A 25,369-nucleotide genomic window follows, 5' to 3' on the forward strand; every position below is an offset into this window, starting at 1 on the left:
GGCGTGCGCGCGTCGCACGCGTGCCCGACCCGTCAGGACGCGCGCGTGTCGGGGCGGTGCGGACGCCCCGCCCATCGGCGAGGATCGGATCCGGGGATCGATTTCACGCCAGTTCCTCGCGCCCCCGGCCCGACCGGGAGCGTCCCGGGCCGTGTGACCTTCACCGCTCCCGCCATGGGGGGTGGGCAGTCTGGTTACCCGCAAGTAGCATGAGGGGCGCGGCGCGCTCACCGGCGCGTCCCGCAGCAGTGCCATCCCGCACCCTGGAGGAGAGCCACCGTGCCTCGTACCATCAGGGACGTCGTCTTCGTCGACGGCGTCCGCACCCCGTTCGGCAAAGCGGGCCCGAAGGGCATCTACCACGAGACCCGCGCCGACGATCTCGTCGTGAAGGCCATCCGGGAGCTGCTGCGCCGCAACCCGGACCTGGACCCCGCCACGATCGACGAGGTCGCCATCGCCGCGACCACCCAGATCGGCGACCAGGGCCTCACCCTCGGCCGCACCGCCGGGATCCTGGCCGGTCTGCCGCAGTCGGTGCCCGGCTACTCCATCGACCGCATGTGTGCGGGCGCCCTGACCGCCGTCACCTCGACGGCCGGTTCCATCGCCTTCGGCGCGTACGACGTGGTCGTCGCCGGTGGTGTCGAGCACATGGGCCGCCACCCGATGGGCGAGGGCGTGGACCCGAACCCGCGCTTCGTCTCGGAGAAGCTGGTCGACGAGTCCGCCCTCTTCATGGGCATGACCGCGGAGAACCTGCACGACAGGTACCCCACGATCACCAAGCAGCGCGCCGACGCGTACGCGGTCCGCTCGCAGGAGAAGGCCGCCAAGGCGTACGCCAACGGCACGATCCAGCAGGACCTGGTACCGGTCTCCGTACGCCGCACGAACCCCGAGGCGGGCGAGACGGGCTGGGGCCTGGTCACCGCCGACGAGCCGATGCGCCCGGGCACCACGATGGAGTCCCTGGCCGGTCTCAAGACCCCGTTCCGCGCACACGGCCGGGTCACGGCCGGTAACGCCGCGGGGCTCAACGACGGCGCCACCGCCTCCCTGCTCGCCGCCGAGGACGTGGCCCGCGAGCTGGGTCTCCCGGTCAAAATGCGCCTCGTGTCGTACGCCTTCGCGGGCGTCGAGCCCGAGGTCATGGGCTACGGCCCGATCCCGGCGACGGAGAAGGCCCTGGCCAAGGCTGGCCTCTCCATCGAGGACATCGGTCTCTTCGAGATCAACGAGGCGTTCGCCGTGCAGGTGCTCGCCTTCCTGGAGCACTACGGCATCGCCGACGACGACGCCCGCGTCAACCAGTACGGCGGTGCGATCGCCTACGGTCACCCGCTGGCCTCCTCCGGCGTCCGCCTGATGACCCAGCTGGCCCGCCAGTTCGAGGAGCAGCCGGAGGTCCGCTACGGCCTGACGACGATGTGCGTCGGCTTCGGTATGGGCGCCACGGTCGTCTGGGAGAACCCGCACTTCGACAACGCAGCCGGAGGCAGCAAGTGAGCACCGCCACCACCGAGCTCCTGAAGGGTGCGGCCGAGCTGTTCCCCGGCGAGGTCGTCACGCAGGCGCACGTACGCCACCTCGACCTTCCGGCGGGCGCCGGCAGGTTCGCACTCATCACGCTGGACAACGGCCTGGACCACACCAAGCCGACCACCTTCGGACCGCAGTCGCTGGCGAACCTGAACGCCGCGATCGACCAGGTCGAGAAGGAGGCCGCCGAGGGCGTGATCACCGGCATCGGCATCACCGGCAAGCCGTTCATCTTCGCGGTCGGCGCCGACCTCAAGGGCGTCGAGCTCCTCAAGGAGCACAAGGACGCGCTGGCCATCGGCAAGGGCGGCCACGACGTCTTCCGCCGCCTGTCCGGCCTGGCGGTCCCGACCTTCGCGTACTACAACGGCGCGGCGATGGGCGGCGGTGTCGAGGTCGGCCTGCACTGCTCGTACCGCACCGTCTCCACGGCGCTGCCCGCGTTCTCACTGCCCGAGGTCTTCCTCGGCCTGGTCCCCGGCTGGGGCGGCTGCGCGCTGCTGCCCAACCTGATCGGCGCCGACCGCGCCGTCACGGTGATCATCGAGAACTCGCTCAACCAGAACCGCCAACTCAAGGGCGCGCAGGTCTACGAGCTCGGCATCGCCGACGCGCTCTTCGAAGGCGCGGACTTCCTGGAGCAGTCGCTGATCTGGACGGCGGCCGTCCTCAAGGGCGAGATCACCGTCGAGCGTCCCGAGGTCGACCGGGGTGACGCCTGGGACCAGGCCGTCGCCCGCGGCAAGGCCGTCGCCGACTCCAAGGTGCACGGCGCCGCCCCGGCCGCGTACCGCGCGCTGGAGATCATCGCCGCGGCCAAGGACGGCGACCTGAGCGCCGGCTTCGACGCCGAGGACCAGGCCCTCGCGGACCTGATCATGGGCGGCGAACTGCGGGCGGGGATCTACTCCTTCAACCTGGTCCAGAAGCGCGCCAAGCGCCCGGCCGGCGCCCCGGACAAGGCGCTGGCGCGCCCGGTCACCAAGGTCGGCGTGGTGGGCGCGGGCCTGATGGCCAGCCAGCTCGCCCTGCTGTTCCTGCGCCGCCTCGAGGTTCCGGTCGTCCTCACGGACATCGACCAGGAGCGCGTCGACAAGGGTGTGGGCTACGTCCACGCCGAGATCGAGAAGCTGCTCGGCAAGGGCCGCATCAACCAGGACAAGGCCAACCGCCTCAAGGGTCTGGTCTCCGGGGTGCTGGACAAGGCGGAGGGCTTCTCCGACGCCGACTTCGTCATCGAGGCCGTCTTCGAGGAGATCGGCGTCAAGCAGCAGGTGTTCGCGGAGGTCGAGGCGGTCGCCCCGGCACACGCGATCCTCGCCACGAACACCTCGTCCCTCTCGGTCACCGAGATGGCGTCGAAGCTGAAGAACCCCGAGCGGGTCGTCGGCTTCCACTTCTTCAACCCGGTCGCGGTCCTCCCCCTCCTGGAGATCGTGCGCGGCGAGCAGACCGACGACGCCTCGCTGGCCACGGCCTTCGGAGTCGCCCGCAAGCTGAAGAAGACCGCGGTCCTGGTGAAGGACGCCCCGGCGTTCGTCGTCAACCGCATCCTCACCCGCTTCATGGGCGAGATCCAGAACATCATCGACGAGGGCACCCCCGTCGAGACGGCGGAGAAGGCCATCGAACCCCTCGGCCTGCCGATGTCCCCGCTGGTGCTCCTGGAGCTGGTCGGCCCGGCCATCGGCCTGCACGTCTCGGAGACGCTGAACGGCGCGTTCCCGGACCGCTTCACGGTCTCCGAGAACCTCGCCGCCGTGGTCAAGGCCGGCAAGCGCGGCTTCTACGTCTACGACTCCGGAAAGCCGGAGCTGGACCCGGAGGTCGCCGCCCTCCTCACGCAGGGCGAAACCGTCCTGACCGAGGACCAGGTCCGCGACCGCGTCCTGGACGCGGTGGCGCAGGAGATCGGCCTGATGCTGGACGAGGGCGTCGTCGCCGAGGCCCAGGACATCGACCTCTGCCTGATCACCGGCGCGGGCTGGCCCTTCCACCTGGGCGGCATCACGCCGTACCTGGACCGCGAGGGCGTCTCGGAGCGCGTCACCGGCAAGCGGTTCCTGGAACCGGGCGTGGCGAGCGTTCCCGCGTGACGTGAATGACGCGGAGGACGGGCCGTACGGGATCATCTCCGTGCGGCCCGTCCGTATGCGGGGCCGAGGACGGGGCAGGGACACCGGATGACGGGGCACGGCGCCGGGACGGCGGTCAGGGGCCCGGCGGTGGCGCGCCGGCTGGGATGGTTGCTGGGCACGGTCTGTGCCCTGGCCCTGCTGGGGCCTTCCGCTCCGTCGCGCGGCGCGGGACCGCTCGGGGAGACCGGGTGGCTCCGGATCGCCACCTGGAACATGTGCGGCGTCCGGCAGTGGAACTGCCAGGACACGGGGAACCGGGGTGAGAAGATCCGGGCGCTGAAGCGGCTGGCCGAGGTCGACGACGCGCGGGTGGTCATGCTCCAGGAGGTCTGCTCCGGAGACCTGGAGACCGCGCGGCGGGAGCTGGGGAGGGGATGGCGCAGCGTCTTCCGTCCCTACGCCTACCGCGAGGCCTCGGGTCGCCGTACGGCGGTCGCGTGCGCGGAGGACGGCCAGGGACCGGCAGGCCTCGCGATCCTCGCCGCTTCCCCCCTCACCCGTGTCTCGGTACCGGACGCACAGCAGCCGGCCGTCGGGCTGCACCGCGGTATCGTCTGCGCTGCCGTAGCCACGCCCGAAGTCCGGGTGTGCAACGCACACCTCAGCCTGCCGGGCAGCGATCTCGAGCATCCTGGCTGGGAGTTCCGTGACGACCAGCTGAGGGCGCTGGTGGGGGCCGCCGACGGGCGTACCGTGTTCGGCGGTGACCTGAACAGCGCGCCTCCCGCGACCGGCGGCGGCAGCCGGATCTGGCCCGACGCCGTCTACGGCCGGTACCGGGAGTGCGACCAGACCTCCCTCGCCTCACGGGAGGGCCGGCCGACCCTGCTCTCCGGTGACAAGGTGGACTACCTCTTCACCGCCCTGCCCAGGACCGGCTGCTCCGTGCGTACGACCGGGGCCTCGGACCACCGTGCGCTGCTCCTGGGGATCGCTGCCGGCTGACGTCACCGCTCAGTAGCCGGGAACGCGGTGCTGCTCCGGCGTCGGTGAGGCTTCGGCGTTCCCCACGCCGAAGGTGACGACGGCCCGCTGGGACTCGTTGCCGACCGGGTCGACCGCATGGCACTCCACGGTGTGCACCCCGTCCACCCAGGACCATCCCGACTCCCACGACCAGCTGCTGTCGGGCGCCACCTGGGCTATCCCCAACCTCATGCCGTCCTCGACGAACTCCACCCGCACCGCACCGCGGGCGTATCCCATGAGGGCGACGACCGGTCCCGGGACCTGCTGCCCGGGTGCGGGTACCGCGATCACCGGGGCGAGTACACCCTGCACGGCAGTGGACGGCGCCTGCGTGGACACGGCCGTCCGCACCTCCGCACCCTGCCCCGTGGGGCCGGCCGCCGTACCGTGTCCGGCGGTACCCGCGTCCGCCGCCGTCACGGTGAAGGTGGCTTCGGCCCGCTGGGAGTGGTAGCCGGCCGCGTCCACCCCGAGGACCCGGACGGCGTGCTTGCCGAGGCTCCACGGCCGGCCGAGGTCCCATGACCACGAACCGTCCGGGGCGACGTCGGGCGCTCCGAGGAACTTGCCGTGCTCCCACATGCTGAGCCGCACGGCACCCCGGGCGGAGCCGGTGAACGTCACCGACTGCCCCTGCACCGTCTGTCCGGCACCAGGGGTGAAGATCAGGGGGGCGGCGAAGTCCTCCTGCACCTGTGAGGTCGCCTTGAGGTACGCGTCGATCGAGGAGCGGTCGGCGTCGGGCCTCTCGCCACCGCTGCGGACGAAGCCGTACCTCGGCGCTATGCCGTCGATGAGGAAGTTGACGAGCCCCATCAGCACGGGGAGGTTCCGTCCCGTCACATGGGCGTGGTCCACGATGTGGGGGGAGTCGCTGAAGATGAAGTTGAGGTTGTCGTACCCGCCGAACAGCGCCAGGAAGGGCTCCACCTGGTCCTTGTACTGCTCGTCCTGGGGCGAGGACAGCAGATAGATGTTCGCGGTCTGGTTCGCTCCCGCGCGCACCAGGCTCGGGATGGCGTCATCGATGATCATAGTGTTGCGCTCCGTGACCTCGCCCATCATGTGCTGTGCGATGGAGGGGTACTGGAGGACGTACGTACCGATGCGGAACTGCGGGACCATGGCCACGATGTTGCGGAAGCCGTACTTCAGGCCGAAGTAGAGAGCGGCGCTCCCGCCCTTGGAGCCGCCCCACATCGTGCACTGGTCACGCGTGAGCCCCAGGGATCCCAGCACGTTCGATATGAGGCCGGCGACCGACTGCTCCAGCCCGAAGTCCATGCCCTTGCACAGGTAGTAGCTGTTCTTGCCGTGAAACCGGTCGCGGATCCACAGCACGTTCGAGCGGAGGGTGTCGAAGACTCCGTTCGACCATCCGTAGTCACCGGGGACCGAGAAGTTGGCGAACACTACCACGAGGTGCTGATTGCCGTTTCTGGCGTGCGAGAAGCGGTATTCGACGGGATACGGGCCTGAGACGTCGATACCGGTGTGCGTTTCACGGCCTGGGGCTTTGGACACGGCGCGGGGACTCCTCTCTGGGGCCGGGACGTCGTACGCGACGCCTGCCAGGTCCCGGCGGCACAGGCATCGACGAGCACTCGCGTGCGTTCCGGCAGGACTCAAGCATGCTTCACCGAGAACGAGAGGTCGTTGTCGTCGGTGACGTAGGCGACGGTCCGGTGGGCGACGCCCAGGTCCGTCCGGTCGACCGAGGACGGGAACCGGTCGGTGTGCTTGCGGCGGATGATGTCGCCGCCTATGCGCCCGACCCGCGCCGCCGGGGCCCCCGCCCCGACCGAGATCCACAGGTCCCACAGGTCCGTGGCGCCGATACGGCGGGCCAGGAACTCCCGGTGCGGGACGGCGAACACGATGCTGCCGCCACCGGCCGGCTGGACCGGGACCGCGAACTCCACGGTGGCGTCGCTCCGGTGGCGCAGCACTGCCTGCGGCACGGCTCCGGGGGGCGGCGGCTGCGGAAGCAGCAGGTGCGCGAGGACACGGGTGCTTCCGGCCTCGACCGCCACCTGCTCGATCTCCGCGTGGGCGGCTCGGTACCACGTGCGCAGGGCGATGAAGTCGTCGATCGTGCGGTACGGGATGGCTGAGGACACCCCTTGCGGGTCGAGCCAGGGGGCCTGGCCGCTGAGGTGCTGGGTCTCCACCCCCTGGGCCACGATCCGTTCGTCCGTCCCCTCCGGGGAGAGCAGCCTGAAGTCCCAGACTCCCTCGTGCGGGCGCAGCAGGCGCGGGTCGATCATGACCTCGGCCCAGAGCCTCCCCTTGGGGTCCTTGGTCAGGGGGCCGGGGACGACCGGGACGGTACGGAGCTCAGGGCTGTCACGCAGCTTGAGGCCCACCCCGTAACCGGCCGGCACCTCGCCGGTGACCTTGAGCCACAGCCGGAAGAGACCGCTGGGATCGGCGCTGAAGCGCCCCTGCGGCGACAACCGGGAGACCGGCCGCACCTGCTGCCGGACCCGGCTGACGAGCAACCGGTCGAAGAGCTCCTCGTAGCGCTGGGCGATGACCTCGGGTGCGAAGCGGTACGAGTTCTGCCGGGCGGCCTCGCTCATCCGCAGACGCAGTTCGTCGTCGTTCATGACGGCGAGCAGCGCCTGGGCCACCGCGTCCGGATCACCGGGAGGCGCCAGATAACCGTCGATCCCGTGCTGGATGATCTCCCGGGGCCCCAGGGGACAGTCGGTGGCTACGACTGGGAGACCGGCCTGCATGGCCTCGACGATGGTCATGCCGAACGACTCGTTGTCCGAGGTGACGGCCCCGATGTCGCCCTTGGCCCACTCGACCTCCATGGGCGCGTGCGCGCCCATGAGCCGGACGTGGTTGTAGAGACCGCGTTCCATCACGAGTTCGCGCAGGGACGCCTCCTCCTTGCCGGAGCCGTAGATCCTCAGGCTCCAGTCGGGCCGGGTGCGCACGACCTGCTCGAAGGCGCGTATGAGCACGTCGTAGCGCTTGACCTTGACGAGCCGTCCGGCCGCGACCACGATCCGCTGGTTACTCCGGGCGGGCTCCGCGGTGGGGGGTGTCACCGGGTTGGGGATGGACAGGATGCGGGAAGCTGCGTGCGGCAGGACCTGCCGGTAGATCTCGGCGTCAGCGTGGGACACGGTCACGAAGGCGTCCATGTCCGGGATGATCTGGTTCTGCCTTTCCCGCTGCTCGGGAATCTGCGAGTCGTGGGTCAGGTGCTCCTGACCGATCCTCAGGTAGTGCCGCTCACCGAAGTGCGACAGGTACATGAGCAGGACCGGCCGGGTGGCCACAACCGCCTCCGCGGTGGTCCGATCCAGGTACTGGCCTATCCGCTGGTCCGAGAGCGCGTTGTACAACTGGGAGAATGAGGGGCTGCGGGGGCTCACCACGGAGGGCTGCCGGGACAGGGGGTGGTCCTTGTCCGCGCTGCCGGCCCGTATGTCGATCAGAGGAGTCAGCCTCACCCCTGGTTCGACGTTGCCCTGCGGAGTATCACGGGTGCGGAAGATGGAAACGACCTCGACCTCGTGACGCCTTGCCAGGGCGCCGGCGAGGTTGAGGGTGGCGCTCACCGTGCCACCGATCCCGTAGGCGTCATGGAGCAGAAAGGCGATCTTCACAGTCGTCGGTCTCCGAGGTCAGGCGGCGTCTGCCGCTGAGGAGGCGGGTCGGGGGCGTCCGAGCGCCGCGCGGGGCGGCCTTCGCGTCACACGATCACTCCCTCGTGGACACGGCGGTCGGTGAGGGCCTGTGCGGCTCGCTGGCCCGGGAACACGGACATGATCTGCGGGTGGGGCTGGGTCTCCGTCCGCGCCAGGGACTGATGGTGCGGCCCGACCTCGTGATCAGGCTCCTGGTAGGTCGCCTGCGGCCTGACCTCGTGGACAGGCTCCGGGGAGGTCGCCTGCGGCAGCATGGCCCGCATCGGCGCGCGGTTGTGCACGGCGTCCCGCATGACGGCCGGCGCCTGGGCACTGCCGGGGTCGAGGTCTCCGCCGGCCACCAGGATGCGGTCCGCCAGGCGCGCCGAGGCGTACCCGTCGTCGAGGTCGCAGAACTCGTCCTGGAACCACCGGTAGCGGTCGGCGTACATCGCCTGGATGCGGTCGATGTCGCGTATCGCCGAGACGAGTTGCTCGGACTCGTACAGCAGGGGGCCGGGAGCGCTGCTCTCGAAGTCGAAGTAGAAGCCCCGCAGGGTGTCGCGGTAGTGGTCCAGGTCGTAGGTGAAGAACAGGATCGGGCGGCCCGTGTTGACATGGTCGAACATCAGTGACGAGTAGTCGGTGATCATCACGTCGGTGATCAGGGACAGCTCCGCCATGTCCGGGTAGTCGGAGACGTCGAATACGAAGCCGTCGCCGGCTCCGGGGACGGGGTCCACCACGTTCGGGTGCCGGCGCACCATCAGGACGTGGTCCCGGCCGAGCCTGGCCCGGGCGTCCTCCAGATCGATACGGAAGTCGAACTTGTACTTCCCGGGCGCGTAGAACTGGTCGTCGCGCCAGGTCGGGGCGTACATGACGACGCGCTTCCCCGGGGGCAGGCCGATGCGCTGCCTGATCTCGGCGGCACGTCGCCCCATTCCGGGGCGGCGCAGGATGTCGTTGCGGGGATAGCCGCACTCGACCATCTCCCCGGGGAACTGGAAGGCCCGCTTGAGGATCGGGGTGGAGAAGCTGTTGGGGGACACGAGCATGTCCCAGTTCTGCACCTCCTTCGCGACCCGCTCCAGGTAGCGCTGGTCGGCGAAGTGCACGGCTTCGATGTCGTGGCCGATCTTCTTGAGCGGGGTGCCGTGCCAGGTCTGCACGACGACCTGCTCGGGGCGCTTGACGAACCAGTCGGGGAGGTGGTTGTTGGCCACGACGTAGCGGGAGGTCGCCAGGGCTTCGTACCACTCCTGCGACCACATGCGCACGGGGCGGGCCGTCGGCGGTACCTGGACCTGGTCGTCGCGCACGACCCAGAGGTGTTCCAGGGCGGCTCCACGGCGGACCAGCTCCTCGTGGACCGCTCGTGGGCTATCCGAGAACTGCGTGCCCTTGAAGGCGTCGAAGAGGACGGCCGGCTTGATCGGCTCACGGCGGGCCTGAGGATAGTCCCTGGTACGCAGCAGCTTCTGCCGGTACGGTCCCCGGGCGTTCTCGGCCATCGCGGAGCGCACGAGCAGCGACAGCCGGTCGTACGCCTCGGCCTGGAGCTCGTATCCCCGGCCGCCTGCCTCGATCTCCTGCGGCAAGGTGCTGATGAGGCTCTGCTGGATCTTCATCATCAGGTCGGTCAGGCGCTGGTCCGGTGCCACCTCGGACGGGTCCTGGCGGCGCAGGAAGAAGTCCCACCGTCCGGCGGCGAGCGGGATGGCGCCGGCGAGGGTGCTCATCGCCGCGGGCGTGACCACGCAGCGGAAGATGTGCCCGTCCCACTCGATGGGCACGGCACGCTCGGCGCCGTGCGCGCGCGACCTGACCACCATGTGGGCCGCGATCCTGTCCGCGGGTGCCAGCAGGTCCGCACAGGAGTAACGGCCGATGAGTTCGAGCGAACCGTCCTCGCGCCAGCAGTGGTCGGTCACCAGCGGCAGCGCGGCGCGCTCGAAGAGGACCACGTAGCCGCTTCCGTTGCGGTGGACGACGATCTCCCGGTCGCCCTCCTCCGTCTGGAGGCCCGCGGGCATCCGGTAGTGGCCGTCATCGGTGTCCTCGGCCATCACGGGGTACAGCGGCGTCTTGCGGCCCTCCACGTGCACCGTCGTCTTCCAGCCGTTGCTTCCCATGGTCCATGCCTGCGGTACGGACCCGTCGCCGGACCCGCGCGAGCCCGGCACCATGGTGCTCAGCGGGATCCGCGCGACGAATGTGCACCACCCCTCGCCACCGGGCTGGAAGGACATCCAGGCGTCGTGCCGTCCGGCGCCGTTCATGCTCGTGACCCGGACCTTGCCCCACTCCGGGACCTTGGGCCCGAGGTACACGCCTCCGAGTTCGAGGTGCTGTCCCGTCACACGGTGGCGGGTGATGCGGCACCGCACCCGCTCGACACGGATCTTCAGGCCGCCCTGGACGAACAGCGGCACGATGCGCGTGTTCCTGTCGACGTAACGGGCCGGCGGGTTGGCGGCCGAACCCGCCCCTCCGCGTCCGATGCTCTTGTAGCGGAAGAGCCCACGGCTGAAGACCCCGGCCGCGACGTCCCACGTTCCCTCGACCCACTCCCCTTTCTTCTTGAGGCGCGTGGTGTCGAAACGGCTCTCGAACCCGGCCCAGTCGTAGCAGTAGCGGTTCTGGTTCGAGTACTCGGTGGCCTGCGGGTAGAAGGTGGTCTTCGCCAGGTTGACGAGCGTGCTGCCCGTCTTCTTGTTCCGCAGGGCCAGCATCTTGGTGGACATGTGCCGCTTGTGCACGTTGATGAAGCGCACGTAGGCCGAACCGGTCAGGGTCAGCCGCTCCCCCGTCCACCGCGCCTCGGTGAGGGAACTGAACGGGGACAGTTCTTTGTCGAGCCGGTAGTCACGCTTGTAGAGGCCGGTGTCCCGGTTACCCAGGTGGGGGTAGTTCAGGTACCGGCGGAACCTCCTGCGGACCGGCAGCGGACCGCCCTTGCGCTCGAACTCCAGGACGTCCAGCAGCTCGTCGAGGCGGCCCTGGTGGACCAGGAGCCACTTCACGCGGGCGTCGGCGGGGAGTTCCTCGATGATGTCGTCGTCCGCCTCGGACAGGAACTCCTGGGCCGAGTACATGAACGCGTCCCGGTACTCCTCGTCCGCGTCGGGGAGCACCTTGAGGTGGAGCATCAGGTCCGACTTCAGGCAGGCGAGGTCGTACTTGCGCTTGTGGTCCCGGAACGAGCGTGAGCGGTGCTGGCCGAGGAAGCGGCTCACGGACTGCACCGCCGCGACGCGGTCCTGGAGGTTGCTGAGCTCGGTGTGCCGCTGGGTGATCGAGGGGGCGGCCCCGCCGTCCCGCCTGCGCCAGAAGTAGACGATGTCGCTGATGACGTCGACCTTGGCCGCCTTGAAGTGCGCGAACATGTTGACCCAGGAGTCCTCGTAGAGGACGCCTTCGGGGAACTGGATGAAGTGGTAGTCCCAGAAGCTCCGCCGGAACACCTTGTTCCAGACGGTGCGGTCGTAGATCAGCGCCTCGAAGCGGGTGATGTGGGTCCCCTTGCGGTCCCGTTGCATCGGTCCCTTGTGCAGGGGCGACTGCCACTTCTTCGTGGAGTTCATCATCTGGACGTTTCCCGACACGAAGTCCGATCCGGATTCCGTAAGCGTCCGGATCAGCAACTCGTAGGCGTACTCGGGAATGACGTCGTCGCCGTCGGCGAACACCAGGAATTCACCTTCGGGGTGCATGGCACGGAGACCCGTGTTGCGCGCATGACCCGGACCGTGCGATTCCTGGCGAATCAGCCGGAAGCGTGAGTCGTCGGCACAGAACTGCTCGGCGATCGCTGTCGAGGTGTCCGTCGAACCGTCGTCGACCATGATCACTTCGAAGTCGCGGAACGTCTGCCGCGCGATGGACTCCAGGCACTCCGTGAGGTAGGTCTCAACGTCCTGAAAAGGGACGATGACGCTCAGACGGGGCCTGTCGGCCATAGCTCACACTCCAGTTCGAGGCAGGAGAAAGCCTGCGCCATACCGACTACAACTTCCGCGCACCGACCGGCCTCGAGTCGTCATCGACCCGCGACCGGTCACCCCCCGTCGAGCGCTTGCGGCCCAGCTCTCGAACGTCGCTTCAGTGCCAAATCTTAAGTGAACATTAAAGGATGTCAACGTGGTGATTATGTGCAAGATCGCGCTCAATGCTCGACAGAGACGCGTGACACACGCCATACTGCCCGGCACACAACCATCCTCGCCGCTCATCGATCGTTCTCGACGGGCCGGAGATGTCTCTCCGGAGCAGGCGATCCGGCCTTCCGCCCGGCCTGGCGTCAGAAGGTCCGCCATGGCGAGAGCGACAGGCCCGGTTCATCTGTCTGCTGGGCGAACCGCGGCGCCCCGTCCTCACCGACGAGCGCGATGACGAGTCTGCCGAAGGCGTCCTGCGCGAGCGCGGGGGCGGCGACACACCGCACGCCCGTGTCGGACCACCACATGCCGTTGCCCTCGTCCTCGGTGACGCACACTCCGACCACGGCGGTTCCCTCGGCTCCCTGGTGGGCCAGGACCGTGCAGTCGTAGCCGTCCAGGAACGCCCGGGCGGCCGCGTGGGGGCCTTCGCCCGGGGTGCCGCCGAGAGCCATGGGCCACCCGCCCGCCCGGTAGGCCACCACTCCGCGGCCCCCCTGGTCGGTCCAGTAGAACGTGGGCCGGTCCGGGCCGGTCTCCAGGACGGCCAGCGTGCCCGGCGCCACCGCCAGACGTGACGGCTGGCCGTCTCCCAGTCCCCCGCCCGGCTCCCGCTGGAACCAGTGCAGCGTCCCTTCGGTGGTGGTGGCGAAGAGCTCCATGCGCCCGGAGGACAGGGCGATGGCCGCGAGGGGGCCCTCGATGCCGTCGACGCCCTTACGGTCCTCCCAGCCGCGCCACTTGCCGTCGCTCTGCTCACGCCGCAGACTCAGGCCGCCGTCCGCGGTGCGGACGAAGATGTGCACCATGCGCGAAGCCGCCACCACGGCCACGGGCCGGCCGAGCCGGCTCCCCTGCTCGGCGTCCTTGTGCGGGTTGCCCAGCGAACGCCACTGGGTGACCGGCCGCCCCGACTGGTACTGGATGGCGTACACGACGTCGACGGCGGTCCGCCGGTCGGCGTTCCCACGCTCACGGCGCCCGACGAAGTGGACGTACGCGCTGTCGTCCTGGGTGACGGACAGATCCGTGAGACCCGGCACAGGTATGAGCTCGGGGTCTCTCCAGTCGAGTCGCCCGGGCCGGTTTTCGGTCCAGCGCCGGAGGCCGGCCTCCGCGGACGCGTACGCAGTCAGGCGCCCTTCCCTGCCCCGGGTGAGCCAGATGCCCTGCAGTACTCCTGCGCCGGGAGCGACCTTCGAGGTCGCCCGGGCACCTTGTCCGAGCATTTTCCGCAGTCACCTCTCCAGGCGTCCGGCGCATCGCGCATGATTTCGAATCTGGCCCATCCTAGACCCTCACATGAGAGGATTTTGGGTGGCCGAAGCGTGACGGCCCACAGCTCGCGGCTCATCCCGTGGAAGCGCGACGTGGCGCGAGCCGGGCCCCACAGCGCTCGTACAGGCGCACGACGGACTGTCTATAGTGCTACCCACACCGAAGTCGGACCGGTTCCTCCCCCCACCCGAGTCCAACCCGCCCCACAGCCCTATCGGGCCGCGAGAACAAGGGACTCGAACAGGATGAGCAACGACGTCATGCCTCCGGGCGGGCGCGCCTCACGCCGGAGTGGATCCTCCGCGCGGGGCCGCAGGAACAAGCCCAAGCGCCGCGGCCTCAAGATCACGCTCGGGGTACTGCTCGTCCTCCTGCTCGCGGGCGGGGGTACCGCGTACTGGATGTACCAGGACCTCGACGGCAACATCAAGGGCGTCGACATCGACAAGGCGCTCGGCGAGGACCGTCCCGAGAAGCTCCCCACCACCGGTCAGAACCTGCTCGTCCTCGGCTCCGACTCACGGGCCGGGGCGGAGAACAAGGCGCTCGGCGGAGGCGGCGGCGTCAGCGGGGCCCGGTCCGACACCGCGCTGGTGGTGCACATACCGGAGGGACGCACCCAGGCCGTCGCCGTGTCCATCCCTCGCGACACCCTGGTGAGCCGGCCGGAGTGCGCCACGTCCGACGGCTCGACGATCGCCCCGGCCGAGCGGGTCATGTTCAACTCCGTCTACTCCCAGGCCGGTCCGGCCTGTGTGGTGAAGACCGTGGAGAAGATGTCAGGGGTCCGGATCGACCACTACCTGGAGATCAACTTCGCCGGGTTCAAGGATCTCGTCGACGCGATAGGCGGCGTCACCGTCAAGGTCGAGGAGCCGATCAAGGACAAGGCTTCGGGACTCGACCTCTCCGCCGGCACACACAAGCTGAACGGCACCGAGTCCCTCGCCTACGTCCGTACCCGGCACGGCATCGGGGACGGCAGCGACCTGGGCCGGATCGGGCTCCAGCAGCAGTTCCTGCTCGCGCTGCTCACCGAGATCAAGTCGCAGGACCTGCTGGGCAGTCCGGCGACCACGTACAAGATCGCCAACTCCGCCACGAAGTCGCTCACCACCGACGAGGGGCTCGCCTCCCTCACCTCGCTCAGCGACTTCGCCCGCTCGATGAACGGCGTTGACCCCTCCAGCATGGAGACGCTCATGCTGCCGGTCGCCTACGACAAGACCGACCCGAACCGCGTGGTGGCGGCCGAGCCGCAGGCCGGCGATCTGTGGAAGGCGATCCGGACGGACGCCACGATCCCGGAGTCGGCGAAGAAGTCGCCGGCCACCGGCGGCTGACCTGTCATCCTGCTGGGATGCCGAGCGCGAGGACACTGCTGATCGTCGACGCCGCGAACGTCGTCGGGTCGGTGCCGGACAAGTGGTGGCTGGACCGGCGAGGCGCCGCCGAGCGGCTGCGGGACTCGCTGGTCCCGTACGCCGCGGCCGGGCTGCCCGGGCTCACCGGACCGCTCGAGGTGGTGCTGGTCGTCGAGGGCGCCGCGCGGGGCGTCGAATCCGTACCGGGTGTGCGGGTGGAGTCGGCGCCGGGCCAGGGTGACGACCTCATCGTCGAACTGGCCGCCGCCCACGCTCCGGGAAACGGAGCGGAACGGGACTGTCTCGTGGTCACGGCCGACCGGGAACTGCGGCAGCGGGTCGAGGCGTACGGGGCCCGCTGCACGGGACCTCGTACGGTGCGGCCGCGGGCGTAGCCCCGGAGGGCCCCTCCGCCCGTCGCTGCCTGACGCCCGGTACGCAGACCCGCGACACACGGGAAGAAAGCCGCTGCCGCAACCCATAGCCGGTACGCAGACCGTGCAGCCCCTCCCCCGAGTCGGCTGCCACCGCCTCCCCGCGGCTCGGCGGGCCGTGCGCCGCCCGGGCCTGGCGGGCTCAGCGGGTGGGTGTGCTCGCCATCCGGCTGTGCCCGCGCCCGTACGCGAAGTAGATGATCACGCCGATCACCATCCAGATCGCGAACCGCAGCCACGTCTCCGCCGGCAGATTCAGCATCAGCCAGAGCGAGGCCGCCACCGAGGCGATCGGCAGCGCCGGCACCCACGGGGTCCGGAAGGCCCGGTGCAGGTCGGGGCGGGTACGGCGCAGCACGATGACGCCGAGGGCGACGACCACGAACGCGAAGAGCGTGCCGATGTTCACCAGGGTCGCCAGCTCGTTGATGCTCGTGAAACCGGCCACGACCGCGATGATCAGGCCGAGCAGGATGGTCGGCCGGTACGGGGTCCGGAAGCGCGGGTGCGTCACGGAGAAGAAGCGCGGGAGCAGCCCGTCGCGGCTCATCGCGAAGAAGACCCGGGTCTGGCCGAGCAGCAGGATCATGCAGACCGTGGTGAGCCCGACCGCGGCGCCGAAGCTGATGACGCCGGCGTAGAAGGGGTGCCCGACGGCCTTGAAGGCGTCGGCGAGCGGGGCACTGACGGAGAGTTCGGAGTAGTGCTGCATGCCGGTGACCACGATCGACACGGCCACGTAGAGCAGGGTGCAGATGACCAGCGAGGCGAGGATGCCGCGCGGCATGTCCCGCTGAGGCAGCCTGGTCTCCTCCGCCGCGGTGGCCACGACGTCGAAGCCGATGAAGGCGAAGAAGACGATGGAGGCGGCGGTGAAGATGCCCATGACGCCGAAGTTGGTCGGCTGGTAACCGAAGATCAGCTCGACCAGCGGGGCGCTCAGGCCGGAGCCCGGGGGAAGCGGCTGGGCCTCGGGGATGAAGGGTGTGTAGTTGGCCGACTTGATGAAGAACAGGCCGGCGATGATGACGATCCCCACCACCGCGAGCTTGATGGCCACGACGACCGTGGTGACCCGGGCGGAGAGCTTCATCCCGAGCACCAGGATGACGGTGAGGACCAGCACCAGGCCGAAGGCCAGGATGTCGAAGCCGACGCCGCTCGCCACGTCGGGGCCGGCGAGGACGTCGGGCATCGTCCAGCCGATGTTGTCCATCAGCGAGCGGACGTAACCGGACCAGCCGACCGCCACCACGGCTGTGCCCAGGGCGAATTCGAGCACCAGGTCCCAGCCGATGATCCAGGCGACGAGCTCGCCGAGGGAGGCGTACGAGAAGGTGTACGCGGATCCGGCCACCGGGACGGTGGAGGCGAACTCGGCGTAGCAGAGGGCGGCCAGGGCGCAGACGATGCCCGCCGCGACGAAGGCGAGCGCGGTGGCGGGGCCCGCCGTCTCCTTGGCGACCTTGCCGGTCAGGACGAAGATGCCCGTCCCGATGATGACACCGACGCCGAAGACCGTGAGGTCCAGCGCGGAGAGCGACTTCCGTAGGGCGTGCTCCGGTTCTTCGGTATCGCGGATGGACTGTTCGACCGTCTTGGTCCTGAACAGTCCCTTTCCGCTGGGGGGCGTGTCCTGCTGCGTGCTCACCGGCGTACCTCCACGCACTCGTCGTGCACGCCATGATTCGGATCCGGCTGTCCCGGAAACGCGCCATTCGCCCCGATTTCACGCGAATGGGCCGGTCGGACCACCCGTACAGGGTGGGCGGCCGGCCCAACGGCGACGCGGACGGATCAGTCGCGCACGGGCTCCACGGCCCGGCTCTCGTACCGTCCGTCGAGCCGGGCGACGAGACCCGTGACCTGGCGGGCGATGTCCGGCGCGGTGAGTCCGATCTCCGCCATGACCTCCTTGCGGGAGGCGTGGTCGAGGAAGACCGGGGGGATGCCGAAGTCGCGCAGCGGTACGTCGACACCCGCGTCGCGCAGTGCCTGGGCGATGGCGGAGCCGACCCCGCCGGCCCTGCTGTTGTCCTCGACGGTCACGACGACCCGGTGCCGCGCGGCGAGCGGGGCGAGGGCCTCGTCGACGGGCTTGACCCAGCGCGGGTCGACCACGGTGGTGGAGATGCCCTGGGCGTCCAGCAGACCGGCGATCTCCAGGCACATCGGGGCCAGCGCCCCGACGGAGACCAGGAGGACGTCGGGCGTGTCCGTGTCCGCGGTACGCAGCATGTCCATGCCGCCCGCCGTGCCGACGGCCTTGACCGCCGGTCCGACCGCGCCCTTGGAGAAGCGGACGACGGTCGGCGCGTCCTTGACGTCGACGGCCTCACGCAGCTGGGCGCGGACCTGGTCGGCGTCGCGCGGGGCGGCGATGCGCAGGGTCGGCACGCACTGGAGGATCGACATGTCCCACATGCCGTTGTGCGAGGCGCCGTCGGTCCCGGTGATTCCGGCCCGGTCCAGGACGAAGGTCACCCCGCACTTGTGCAGGGCGACGTCCATGAGGACCTGGTCGAAGGCGCGGTTGAGGAAGGTCGCGTAGACCGCGAAGACGGGGTGCAGCCCGCCGGTGGCGAGGCCGGCCGCGGAGACCGCGCCGTGCTGTTCGGCGATCCCGACGTCGTAGATCCGGTCCGGGAAGGCCTCCTCGAACCTGCCGAGGCCGACCGGTTGGAGCATGGCCGCCGTGATGGCGACGATGTCCTCGCGCTCGTGGCCCAGCTTGACCATCTCCTCGCCGAAGACCGAGGTCCAGTCCAGGCCGGAGGTGGAGATGGGCAGACCCGTGTCCGGGTGGATCTTGCCGACGGCGTGGAAGCGGTCCGCCTCGTCCTCCAGGGCCGGAGTGTAGCCGCGGCCCTTCTCGGTGATGCAGTGGACGATGACGGGGCCGCCGAAGCGCTTGGCCCGCTGCAGCGCGGACTCCAGGGCCTCGATGTCGTGGCCGTCGATCGGGCCGACGTACTTGAGGCCGAGGTCCTCGAACATGCCCTGCGGGGCGATGAAGTCCTTGAGGCCCTTCTTGGCGCCGTGCAGGGTCTCGTAGAGCGGCCTGCCGACGACCGGCGTGCGCTCCAGGAGGTCTTTCCCACGGGCCAGGAACCGCTCGTACCCGTCGGTGGTGCGCAGGGTGGCGAGGTGGTTGGCGAGGCCGCCGATGGTGGGGGCGTACGAGCGCTCGTTGTCGTTGACCACGATGACGAGGGGCCGGTCCTTGGCGGCGGCGATGTTGTTCAGCGCCTCCCAGGCCATACCGCCGGTGAGCGCGCCGTCGCCGATGACCGCGACGACGTGGTCGTCCTTCTTGAGGATCTCGTTGGCCTTGGCGAGGCCGTCGGCCCAGCCGAGGACCGTGGAGGCGTGCGAGTTCTCGATGACGTCGTGCGCGGATTCGGCGCGGGAGGGGTATCCGGAGAGACCGCCCTTGCTCTTGAGCTTCGAGAAGTCCTGCCGGCCGGTGAGCAGCTTGTGCACGTAGCTCTGGTGGCCGGTGTCGAAGAGGACCTTGTCCTGCGGAGACTCGAACACCCGGTGCAGGGCGATGGTCAGCTCCACCACACCGAGGTTCGGGCCGAGGTGGCCACCGGTCTTGGACACCTCCTCGACGAGGAAGGTACGGATCTCGCCGGCGAGCTGCTCGAGCTGCTCGGAGTCGAGCCGGTCCAGGTCGCGCGGTCCCCTGATGCGGGTCAGCAGATCCACCCGTGCCTCCTTGCGTGTGAGCTGGTCGAGCGAGCCGATCCGATGAGTCTAATGTTCCGCCGGCGGGCCCGGTCATCGGGCGGCGCGTTCAGCCCCGTCGTGCCGGGAGCGCCGGACGCGCGGGTGCCCGGCATCGCGGAGGATGCCGGGCACAGGTGCGCAGGTACGACGGTCAGGCGCGGCCTGCGGTCTTCTGCGTCTTGCGGGTGATGGAGTCGATGACGACCGTGATGAGAAGAACAGCACCCGTGATCATGTAGTTGATCGGCGTGGCGATGCCCTCCAGCGCCAGGCCGTACTGGATCGAGACGATCACCATGACACCGAGCAGCGCGTTCCAGGTGCGGCCCCGGCCACCGAAGAGGCTGGTGCCGCCGATGACGGCCGCGGCGATGACGTTCATCAGAAGGTCGCCGCCGCCGGAGCCCTGGTTGGCCGCGGCGATCTTGGACGCCCAGAACAGGCCACCGATCGCCGCGAAGGTGCCGGCGATGGCGAAGACCGAGACACGGATCGCGGTGACGTTGATGCCCGCGCGGCGGGACGCCTCGACGCTGCCGCCGAGCGCGAAGATCTTCCGGCCGTAGGCGGTACGGCGCAGGACGAAGTCCGTGCCCACCAGCACGACGAGGAAGAGGACCAGGGCCAGCGGGAGACCGCGGTACTGGTTGAACATGAACGCCGCGCCGAAGCCGAACACCGCGAGCACGACGGTGCGGACCACGATGTCGACGAGCGGCCGCGACGGGACGCCCGCGGCCTCGCGGCGGCGGGTGTCGAGAAAGGCGGAGAGGAAGTATCCGGCCACGGCGACGACGGCGAGGCCGTAGGCCGCCGCCACGTCGGAGAAGTAGTACGTGGTCAGCTTGCCGACGACACCGTCGCTGTCGAGGTTGATCGTGCCCGTGTCACCGAGCAGCTGGAGCATGAAGCCCAGCCAGAACAGCAGACCGGCCAGGGTCACCGCGAACGCGGGCGCGCCTATCCGTGCGAAGAAGAAGCCGTGGACGGCTCCGATGACCGCGCCGCTGGCGATCGCGACGAGGACGGCGAGCCACTCGTTCATGCCGTGCGTGACGCTGAGCACGGCGACGACGGCGCCCGAGACACCGCTGACCGAGCCGACCGAGAGGTCGATCTCCCCGAGCAGCAGCACGAAGATGATGCCGACGGCCATCATGCCGGTCGCCACCATCGTCACGGCGATGTCGCTGATGTTCTTCGCCGAGAGGAACTCGGAGTTCAGGCTCTGGAAGACGACGCAGATGATGAGCAGGCCGATGATCACGGGGATCGAGCCGAGGTCACCGCCGCGCATCTTGCGCTTGAACTCGGTGAGGTAGCCGCCGAGGCCCTGCTCGCGCACGAGGAGCCGGGGGTCGACCACCGTGTCGGCGCCCTTGGCCGCCTCCGGGTTGACCACGGGGGTGGACGTCTTGTCGGTTGTCACTTCTGGGCCTCCGCGTTGCGCGCCGCACGACGGGTCACGGCGTTCTCCGTGGCACCCGTGATGGCGGAGATGATCTCTTCCTGCGAGGTGGTCTTCACGTCGAAGACCCCGTTGTTCCGGCCCAGCCGGAGCACGGCGACCTTGTCGGCGACGGCCTTCACATCGGCCATGTTGTGGCTGATGAGGATGACCGCGTGGCCTCGCTCGCGCAGCCGCTCGACGAGGTCGAGGACCTGCGCGGTCTGCTCGACGCCGAGCGCGGCGGTGGGCTCGTCGAGGATGACGAGCTTGGGCTCGCCCAGCATGGAGCGGGCGATGGCGACGGTCTGGCGCTGACCGCCGGAGAGCGACGCGATCGGGATGCGGACGCTGGGGATACGGATCGACAGCGTGCTGAGGAGCTCGCGGGAGCGGCGCTCCATCTCGACCTCGTCGAGGATTCCGAACTTACGGAGCTCCCGGCCGAGGTAGAGGTTGCCGACGACGTCGATGTTGTCGCAGAGCGCGAGGTCCTGGTAGACGGTCGCGATTCCCAGGTTCTGGGCGTCGTGCGGCTTGTTGATCTGGACGGCCCGGCCGTCCCACTCGATGACGCCGTCATCGATGGGGTGTACTCCGGCGATCGTCTTGACCAGCGTTGATTTACCGGCGCCGTTGTCACCCACCAGGGCGACCACCTCGCCGGCGTGGACCTCAAGCTCTACGTCGGTGAGCGCCTGGACGGCACCGAATCGCTTGGAGACCCCTCGCAACGCCAACACGGGCGTAGCGGACACGTGAACCATCTCCTTCGCCGCCTGACCCGGCGGGGATGCCGCGCCTGGGGGAAGGCGCGGTGGTCGAGCAGAAGAATCGGGAAGAGCTCCGAAGAGCTCGGAAGGGTTTGCGAAGCGTTCCGTCCGGCACCCCGCCCGGTAGCGGGACAGTTGGTGGGCGGGGCGCCGGACAGGCTTCGGGTCCACCCGGCGGGCCGTGGAGGGCCGGCCGGGCGGTGGGGTCCTACTTCAGGCCCACGGAGGCGCAGGCGGCCTTGTACTTGGCCGTGCAGATCTCGTCGAGCGTGTGGATGCCGTCCTTGATGACGGTCTCCTTGATGTTGGCCTTGGTCAGCGAGACGACCGGGACCAGGACGGTGGCGATGCCCTTCGTGCTGGCGTTGTCGACCTTGGAGGTGGCGATGGAGTCGAGCTTCTCGCCCTTGGCGAGCGCGACGGCCATCTCCGCGGCGACCCTGCCCTCCTGCGGGTAGGACTTGTAGACGCTCATGAACTGCTCACCGGTGACGATGCGCTGCACGCCGGCGAGTTCGGCGTCCTGGCCGGTGACCGGCGGGAGCTTGGAGATACCGGCGGACTTGAGGGCCTGGATGATGCCGCCCGCCATGCCGTCGTTGGCGGAGTAGACGCCGGCGATCTTGTCCTTGCCCAGGGCCGTGATCGCGCCCTCCATGTTGGCGTTGGCGTTCTCCGGCTTCCACTCCTTGGTGTCGTACTCCTTGCCGTACGTCACCTTGCCGTCAAGGACCGACTTGGCGCCCTTCTTGAAGAGCGCGGCGTTCGGGTCGGTGATCGAGCCGTTCATCATCACGACGGTGGGCTTGGCGGCGTCGCCCAGGGCCTCCAGCAGGGCCTTGCCCTGCACGCGGCCGACCTCTTCGTTGTCGAAGGAGGTGTAGGCGTCGACCGGGCCCTCGGCGAGGCGGTCGAAGGCGACGACGGGGATGCCCTCGGCCTTGGCCTTCTTCACGCTGTTCTCGATCGCCTTGGCGTCGACGGCGTCGATGATGAGGGCGTCGACCTTGTTCGTGATCATGGTGTCGACCTGCTGCGACTGCAGGGTGGCGTCCTGCTTGGCGTTGGCGTAGACGACCTCCGCCTTGCCGCCGGTCAGCTCGCCGACCTTCTTCTCGATGATCGGCTTGTCGAACTTCTCGTAACGGGCCGTGACGTTCTCGGGGAGAAGCAGGCCGATCTTGAGATCGTCGCCCTTCTTGGCCGCCGGCTCGGAGCCGGCCTTGTCGCCCGACTCCTTGGCGCTCCCGCACGCTGCGAGCGAGACGGCCATGGTGGTGGCGGCAACGGCAACGGCGGCACGACGCATACGCGTGTTCATTTCGAACCTCCCTGACGAGGCCGCGACGTTGCGGCCGAGGTGGCTGGAAGTCAACTCGGCCGCACGGGCGGCGTCAAGGAGTAAATTCTTAACGAGATGACAACGGTGCCATTCGTTATCTAAGTGAAGGCAGGCGTCCCGGCGTGGACGGTGCTCTCCAAAAGGGTTGAATCGCCCATCTCGCTGAGTACGAGGGCCAGCGCGCCCAGCACCTCGGCCCGCCCCCCGAGGGACCCGGGAAGCACGGAGAGCTGTCGCGCCGCGCTGGGGATGGCGTAGCGCGAGACCGAGTCACGGATAGGGGCCAGTACCAACTCCCCCGCCTCGGCGAGGGATCCGCCGAGCACGACCCGGCTCGGATTGAGCAGGTTGCACAGGTTCGCCACACCGCTGCCGATGTGCCGGCCGACGTCGCCGATGACCCGGCGGCAGCCCGGATCACCCTCTCGGGCCAGCTGGACCATCCGCTCCATGGTGAGATCCGGGCCGTGGCTGGGCCGCAGCAGGGGCAGGACGTACCGGGCGGCGGTGAAGGTCTCCAGGCAGCCGCGGTTCCCGCAGCGGCAGACCGGGCCCGACTCGTCGAGGGTGATGTGGCCGATCTCGCCGGCCGTCCCGCCGGGCCCCCGGTAGATGTGCCCGTCGATCACCAGTCCGGCGCCGACACCGCTGGCGACCTTGATGTACGCGAGGTCCTTGACCCCCCTGCCGCCGCCCCAGACGAGCTCGCCGAGCGCCCCGAGGTTGGCGTCGTTGTCCACGTAGACGGGCACTCCGAGGCGCCCGGCGAGCTCCTGGCTGGGATTGATGCCCGTCCAGCCCGGCAGGATCGAGGTGGAACCCAGCGTGCCGGACTCGACGTCGATGGGCCCCGGAACACCGAGGCCGACACCGATCACCTTCCCGGGGCTGATCCCGGTGGTCTCGATCAGGCGGTTGACCAGCTGTTCCGCCCGGCCGAAGCCCTCGGCCGACGAGGCGTCGACGTCCAGCGGCTCGGACTCCTCGGCGAGCACCTGATGGGCGAGGTTGCCGATGGCCACCCGCAGGTGGGTGTGGCCGAAGTCGACGCCGACGACGATGCCCGCGTCCCCGCTCAGGGAGACGCTACGGGCGCGGCGCCCGCCCGCCGAGGTGGGCGTCACCTCGACGGTGCCGCCGTCCTTCAGCTCACGGACGATGTTGGAGACGGTGGCCGCGGACAGGCCGGTGCTCCTGGCGATCTCGGCCTGGGTCAGCGACCCCGCCATCCGTACGGCCCGTACGACCCGCTCAAGATTGGCCCGATGCAGAGATGTCTGCGACCCCGGAGTCTCCATCGACTCTCTCACTCCTGCCGTTTTCTCTAACATGTGAACCCTAAGCTGAGCGTTTTGGGGTGGTCCCCGTCAAGACCTTGAGCAGTGAGAGCCTCCGATGAGCGCGGGGCCTTCACGTACCGACACCGGACAATACGACTGGAAAGCCGTAAGCCGCCCTCGGTAGGTGACCGAGGGCGGCTTACGGAGCGGAGTGTGTGTTCGGTTCTGGTCGGTGCTGTTGTCTCGGTGCCGACAAGATCTGTTACCGGGGCGGCCCGGCGCTCCCTACTTGAGCGCCCCCGCCGTCAGTCCCGCGACCACCTGGCGCTGGAAGACGATGTACGCGGCGAGAACCGGCAGCATCGCCATGACCAGTCCCGCGAAGAGACCTGACCAGTCCCCCTTGTAGCCCTGGCTGGTGGCCAGTTCCACGAGGCCCTGGGAGAGGACCTTGCCGTCCGGGTCCGTATTGAGCACCGTCGGCAGCATGTACTGGTTCCACTGCCCGAGGAAGTTGAAGATGCCCACGCTGATCAGGCCCGGCCTCGCCATCGGCAGCATCACCTGGAAGAACGTCCGGGTGTGCGAGGCGCCGTCCAGCATGGCCGCCTCGGCGATGGAGGTCGGCAGGGTCCGGAAGAACGAGGTGAGGAAGAAGACGGTGAACGGCAGCGAGTACGCGATGTAGACCAGGATCAGCCCGTGCACCGTGTTCAGCAGGCCCATGTTGTTCATGACGAAGAACAGCGGGACCAGCGCCAGGATGATCGGGAAGCTCATCCCTCCGATGAAGAGGAAGTAGATGAAGCGGTTCCCGGGGAAGTCGAAGCGCGCCAGGACGTACGCGGCCATCGAGCCCAGCAGCAGCGTGCCGATGAGTGAACCGCCCACCACCAGAAGGGTGTTCAGGAAATAGTCACCCATGTGGGCCTGGGTCCAGGCCCGCGTCCAGTTCTCGAAGTGAAGCCTGTCCGGCAGTTGCCACGGTGTCGACAGGATCGAGTCGTCGGACTTGAAGGACGACATCACCGCCCAGAGCAGCGGCATGACGACCAGAACGGCCCAGATGATCAGTACGCCGTGCGAGAAGACGTTGAGGACCTTGCCCTCGCTGCTCTTCGCCGGCTCCGCGGCCGGGGCGTCCGTCGTGCGCACCGGCGAGCGCGGGGCCGGAACGGCGGGAGGAGTCTCAGTGACCTTCACGTGTGCTCACCTCGTACAACTGTCGAGCCGGCCACCGGGACCGAACTGATCTGCGTGGAG

The 25,369-nt window shown here is 69.1% G+C and carries 16 protein-coding genes; 5 read left to right on the forward strand and 11 right to left on the reverse strand.

The genetic code is table 11. The annotated features are described in order from the left end of the window. Window positions 1-279: 279 nt before the first annotated feature. The 3 genes from ACH4VO_RS23740 (at window position 280) to ACH4VO_RS23750 (ending at window position 4,625) form a co-directional block, all read left to right on the forward strand. Window positions 280-1,509 carry an acetyl-CoA C-acyltransferase gene (locus ACH4VO_RS23740; protein ID WP_360990163.1) on the forward strand — a complete coding sequence of 410 codons (1,230 nt, stop codon included), beginning with the start codon at window positions 280-282 and terminating at the stop codon, window positions 1,507-1,509. After that, a complete protein-coding gene (locus ACH4VO_RS23745; RefSeq protein ID WP_360990160.1) occupies window positions 1,506-3,638 on the forward strand; it encodes a 3-hydroxyacyl-CoA dehydrogenase NAD-binding domain-containing protein in 2,133 nt (710 codons plus the stop codon). Before ACH4VO_RS23740 ends, ACH4VO_RS23745 begins: the two co-directional genes overlap by 4 nt. Before the next feature lie 87 nt (window positions 3,639-3,725). After that, complete coding sequence (locus tag ACH4VO_RS23750) at window positions 3,726-4,625, forward strand: endonuclease/exonuclease/phosphatase family protein (protein ID WP_360990157.1); 900 nt, start codon at window positions 3,726-3,728, stop codon at window positions 4,623-4,625. A 9-nt stretch (window positions 4,626-4,634) separates the two neighbouring features. Here the strand turns inward: ACH4VO_RS23750 and ACH4VO_RS23755 are convergent, their stop codons facing one another. From ACH4VO_RS23755 to ACH4VO_RS23770, 4 genes are all read right to left on the reverse strand, one after another. After that, on the reverse strand, window positions 4,635-6,173 hold the full coding sequence (locus tag ACH4VO_RS23755) for a hypothetical protein (RefSeq protein ID WP_360990154.1): 1,539 nt from the start codon (window positions 6,171-6,173) through the stop codon (window positions 4,635-4,637). A 101-nt stretch (window positions 6,174-6,274) separates the two neighbouring features. Further along, entirely contained in the window at window positions 6,275-8,275 is a 2,001-nt protein-coding gene (locus ACH4VO_RS23760) for a glycosyltransferase family 4 protein (RefSeq protein WP_360990152.1), read from the reverse strand. An 86-nt stretch (window positions 8,276-8,361) separates the two neighbouring features. After that, window positions 8,362-12,258 (reverse strand): bifunctional glycosyltransferase family 2 protein/CDP-glycerol:glycerophosphate glycerophosphotransferase, encoded by a 3,897-nt coding sequence (locus ACH4VO_RS23765; protein WP_360990150.1) that lies wholly within the window; start codon window positions 12,256-12,258, stop codon window positions 8,362-8,364. A gap of 341 nt (window positions 12,259-12,599) precedes the next feature. Beyond that, window positions 12,600-13,499: a hypothetical protein gene (locus ACH4VO_RS23770; protein WP_360990148.1), complete on the reverse strand. Its 900-nt coding sequence runs from the start codon at window positions 13,497-13,499 to the stop codon at window positions 12,600-12,602. A gap of 480 nt (window positions 13,500-13,979) precedes the next feature. Between ACH4VO_RS23770 and ACH4VO_RS23775 the strand changes: the two genes are divergently transcribed. Continuing rightward, window positions 13,980-15,077, forward strand: coding sequence for an LCP family protein (locus ACH4VO_RS23775; protein WP_360990146.1), 1,098 nt, complete (start codon window positions 13,980-13,982; stop codon window positions 15,075-15,077). Between the two features lie 17 nt (window positions 15,078-15,094). After that, window positions 15,095-15,493, forward strand: coding sequence for an NTP pyrophosphohydrolase (locus ACH4VO_RS23780; RefSeq protein WP_360990144.1), 399 nt, complete (start codon window positions 15,095-15,097; stop codon window positions 15,491-15,493). 181 nt (window positions 15,494-15,674) lie between these two features. On the opposite strand, the gene ACH4VO_RS23785 is transcribed toward ACH4VO_RS23780, so the two are convergent. From ACH4VO_RS23785 to ACH4VO_RS23815, 7 genes are all read right to left on the reverse strand, one after another. Further along, window positions 15,675-17,183 carry an amino acid permease gene (locus ACH4VO_RS23785; protein ID WP_360990141.1) on the reverse strand — a complete coding sequence of 503 codons (1,509 nt, stop codon included), beginning with the start codon at window positions 17,181-17,183 and terminating at the stop codon, window positions 15,675-15,677. A 146-nt stretch (window positions 17,184-17,329) separates the two neighbouring features. Continuing rightward, window positions 17,330-19,243, reverse strand: a complete 1,914-nt coding sequence (gene dxs / locus ACH4VO_RS23790; RefSeq protein ID WP_360990139.1) for a 1-deoxy-D-xylulose-5-phosphate synthase — start codon at window positions 19,241-19,243, stop codon at window positions 17,330-17,332. Window positions 19,244-19,415: 172 nt separating this feature from the next. Further along, complete coding sequence (locus ACH4VO_RS23795; RefSeq protein WP_360990136.1) at window positions 19,416-20,693, reverse strand: sugar ABC transporter permease; 1,278 nt, start codon at window positions 20,691-20,693, stop codon at window positions 19,416-19,418. Next, the gene (locus tag ACH4VO_RS23800) at window positions 20,690-21,478 is read right to left on the reverse strand and encodes an ATP-binding cassette domain-containing protein (protein WP_014153351.1); all 789 of its coding nucleotides are present in this window, start codon (window positions 21,476-21,478) and stop codon (window positions 20,690-20,692) included. The genes ACH4VO_RS23795 and ACH4VO_RS23800 overlap by 4 nt, the downstream gene beginning before the upstream one ends. A gap of 214 nt (window positions 21,479-21,692) precedes the next feature. Continuing rightward, a complete protein-coding gene (locus ACH4VO_RS23805) occupies window positions 21,693-22,805 on the reverse strand; it encodes a substrate-binding domain-containing protein (RefSeq protein WP_360990134.1) in 1,113 nt (370 codons plus the stop codon). A gap of 119 nt (window positions 22,806-22,924) precedes the next feature. Beyond that, window positions 22,925-24,124 carry an ROK family transcriptional regulator gene (locus tag ACH4VO_RS23810; RefSeq protein ID WP_360990132.1) on the reverse strand — a complete coding sequence of 400 codons (1,200 nt, stop codon included), beginning with the start codon at window positions 24,122-24,124 and terminating at the stop codon, window positions 22,925-22,927. 267 nt (window positions 24,125-24,391) lie between these two features. Continuing rightward, window positions 24,392-25,309, reverse strand: coding sequence for a carbohydrate ABC transporter permease (locus ACH4VO_RS23815; RefSeq protein WP_360990129.1), 918 nt, complete (start codon window positions 25,307-25,309; stop codon window positions 24,392-24,394). Window positions 25,310-25,369: the final 60 nt, after the last annotated feature.

Source organism: Streptomyces sp. NPDC020780, from assembly GCF_044334475.1.
Lineage (GTDB): Bacteria > Actinomycetota > Actinomycetes > Streptomycetales > Streptomycetaceae > Streptomyces.

Excerpts from the sequence above, each read along its gene's own strand:
- ACH4VO_RS23750 (WP_360990157.1), top strand. The coding sequence starts at position 3,726 with ATGACGGGGCACGGCGCCGGGACGGCGGTCAGGGGCCCGGCGGTGGCG.
- ACH4VO_RS23765 (WP_360990150.1), bottom strand. The coding sequence starts at position 12,258 with ATGGCCGACAGGCCCCGTCTGAGCGTCATCGTCCCTTTTCAGGACGTT.
- ACH4VO_RS23775 (WP_360990146.1), top strand. The coding sequence starts at position 13,980 with ATGAGCAACGACGTCATGCCTCCGGGCGGGCGCGCCTCACGCCGGAGT.
- ACH4VO_RS23780 (WP_360990144.1), top strand. The coding sequence starts at position 15,095 with ATGCCGAGCGCGAGGACACTGCTGATCGTCGACGCCGCGAACGTCGTC.
- ACH4VO_RS23800 (WP_014153351.1), bottom strand. The coding sequence starts at position 21,478 with ATGGTTCACGTGTCCGCTACGCCCGTGTTGGCGTTGCGAGGGGTCTCC.
- ACH4VO_RS23805 (WP_360990134.1), bottom strand. The coding sequence starts at position 22,805 with ATGAACACGCGTATGCGTCGTGCCGCCGTTGCCGTTGCCGCCACCACC.
- ACH4VO_RS23810 (WP_360990132.1), bottom strand. The coding sequence starts at position 24,124 with ATGGAGACTCCGGGGTCGCAGACATCTCTGCATCGGGCCAATCTTGAG.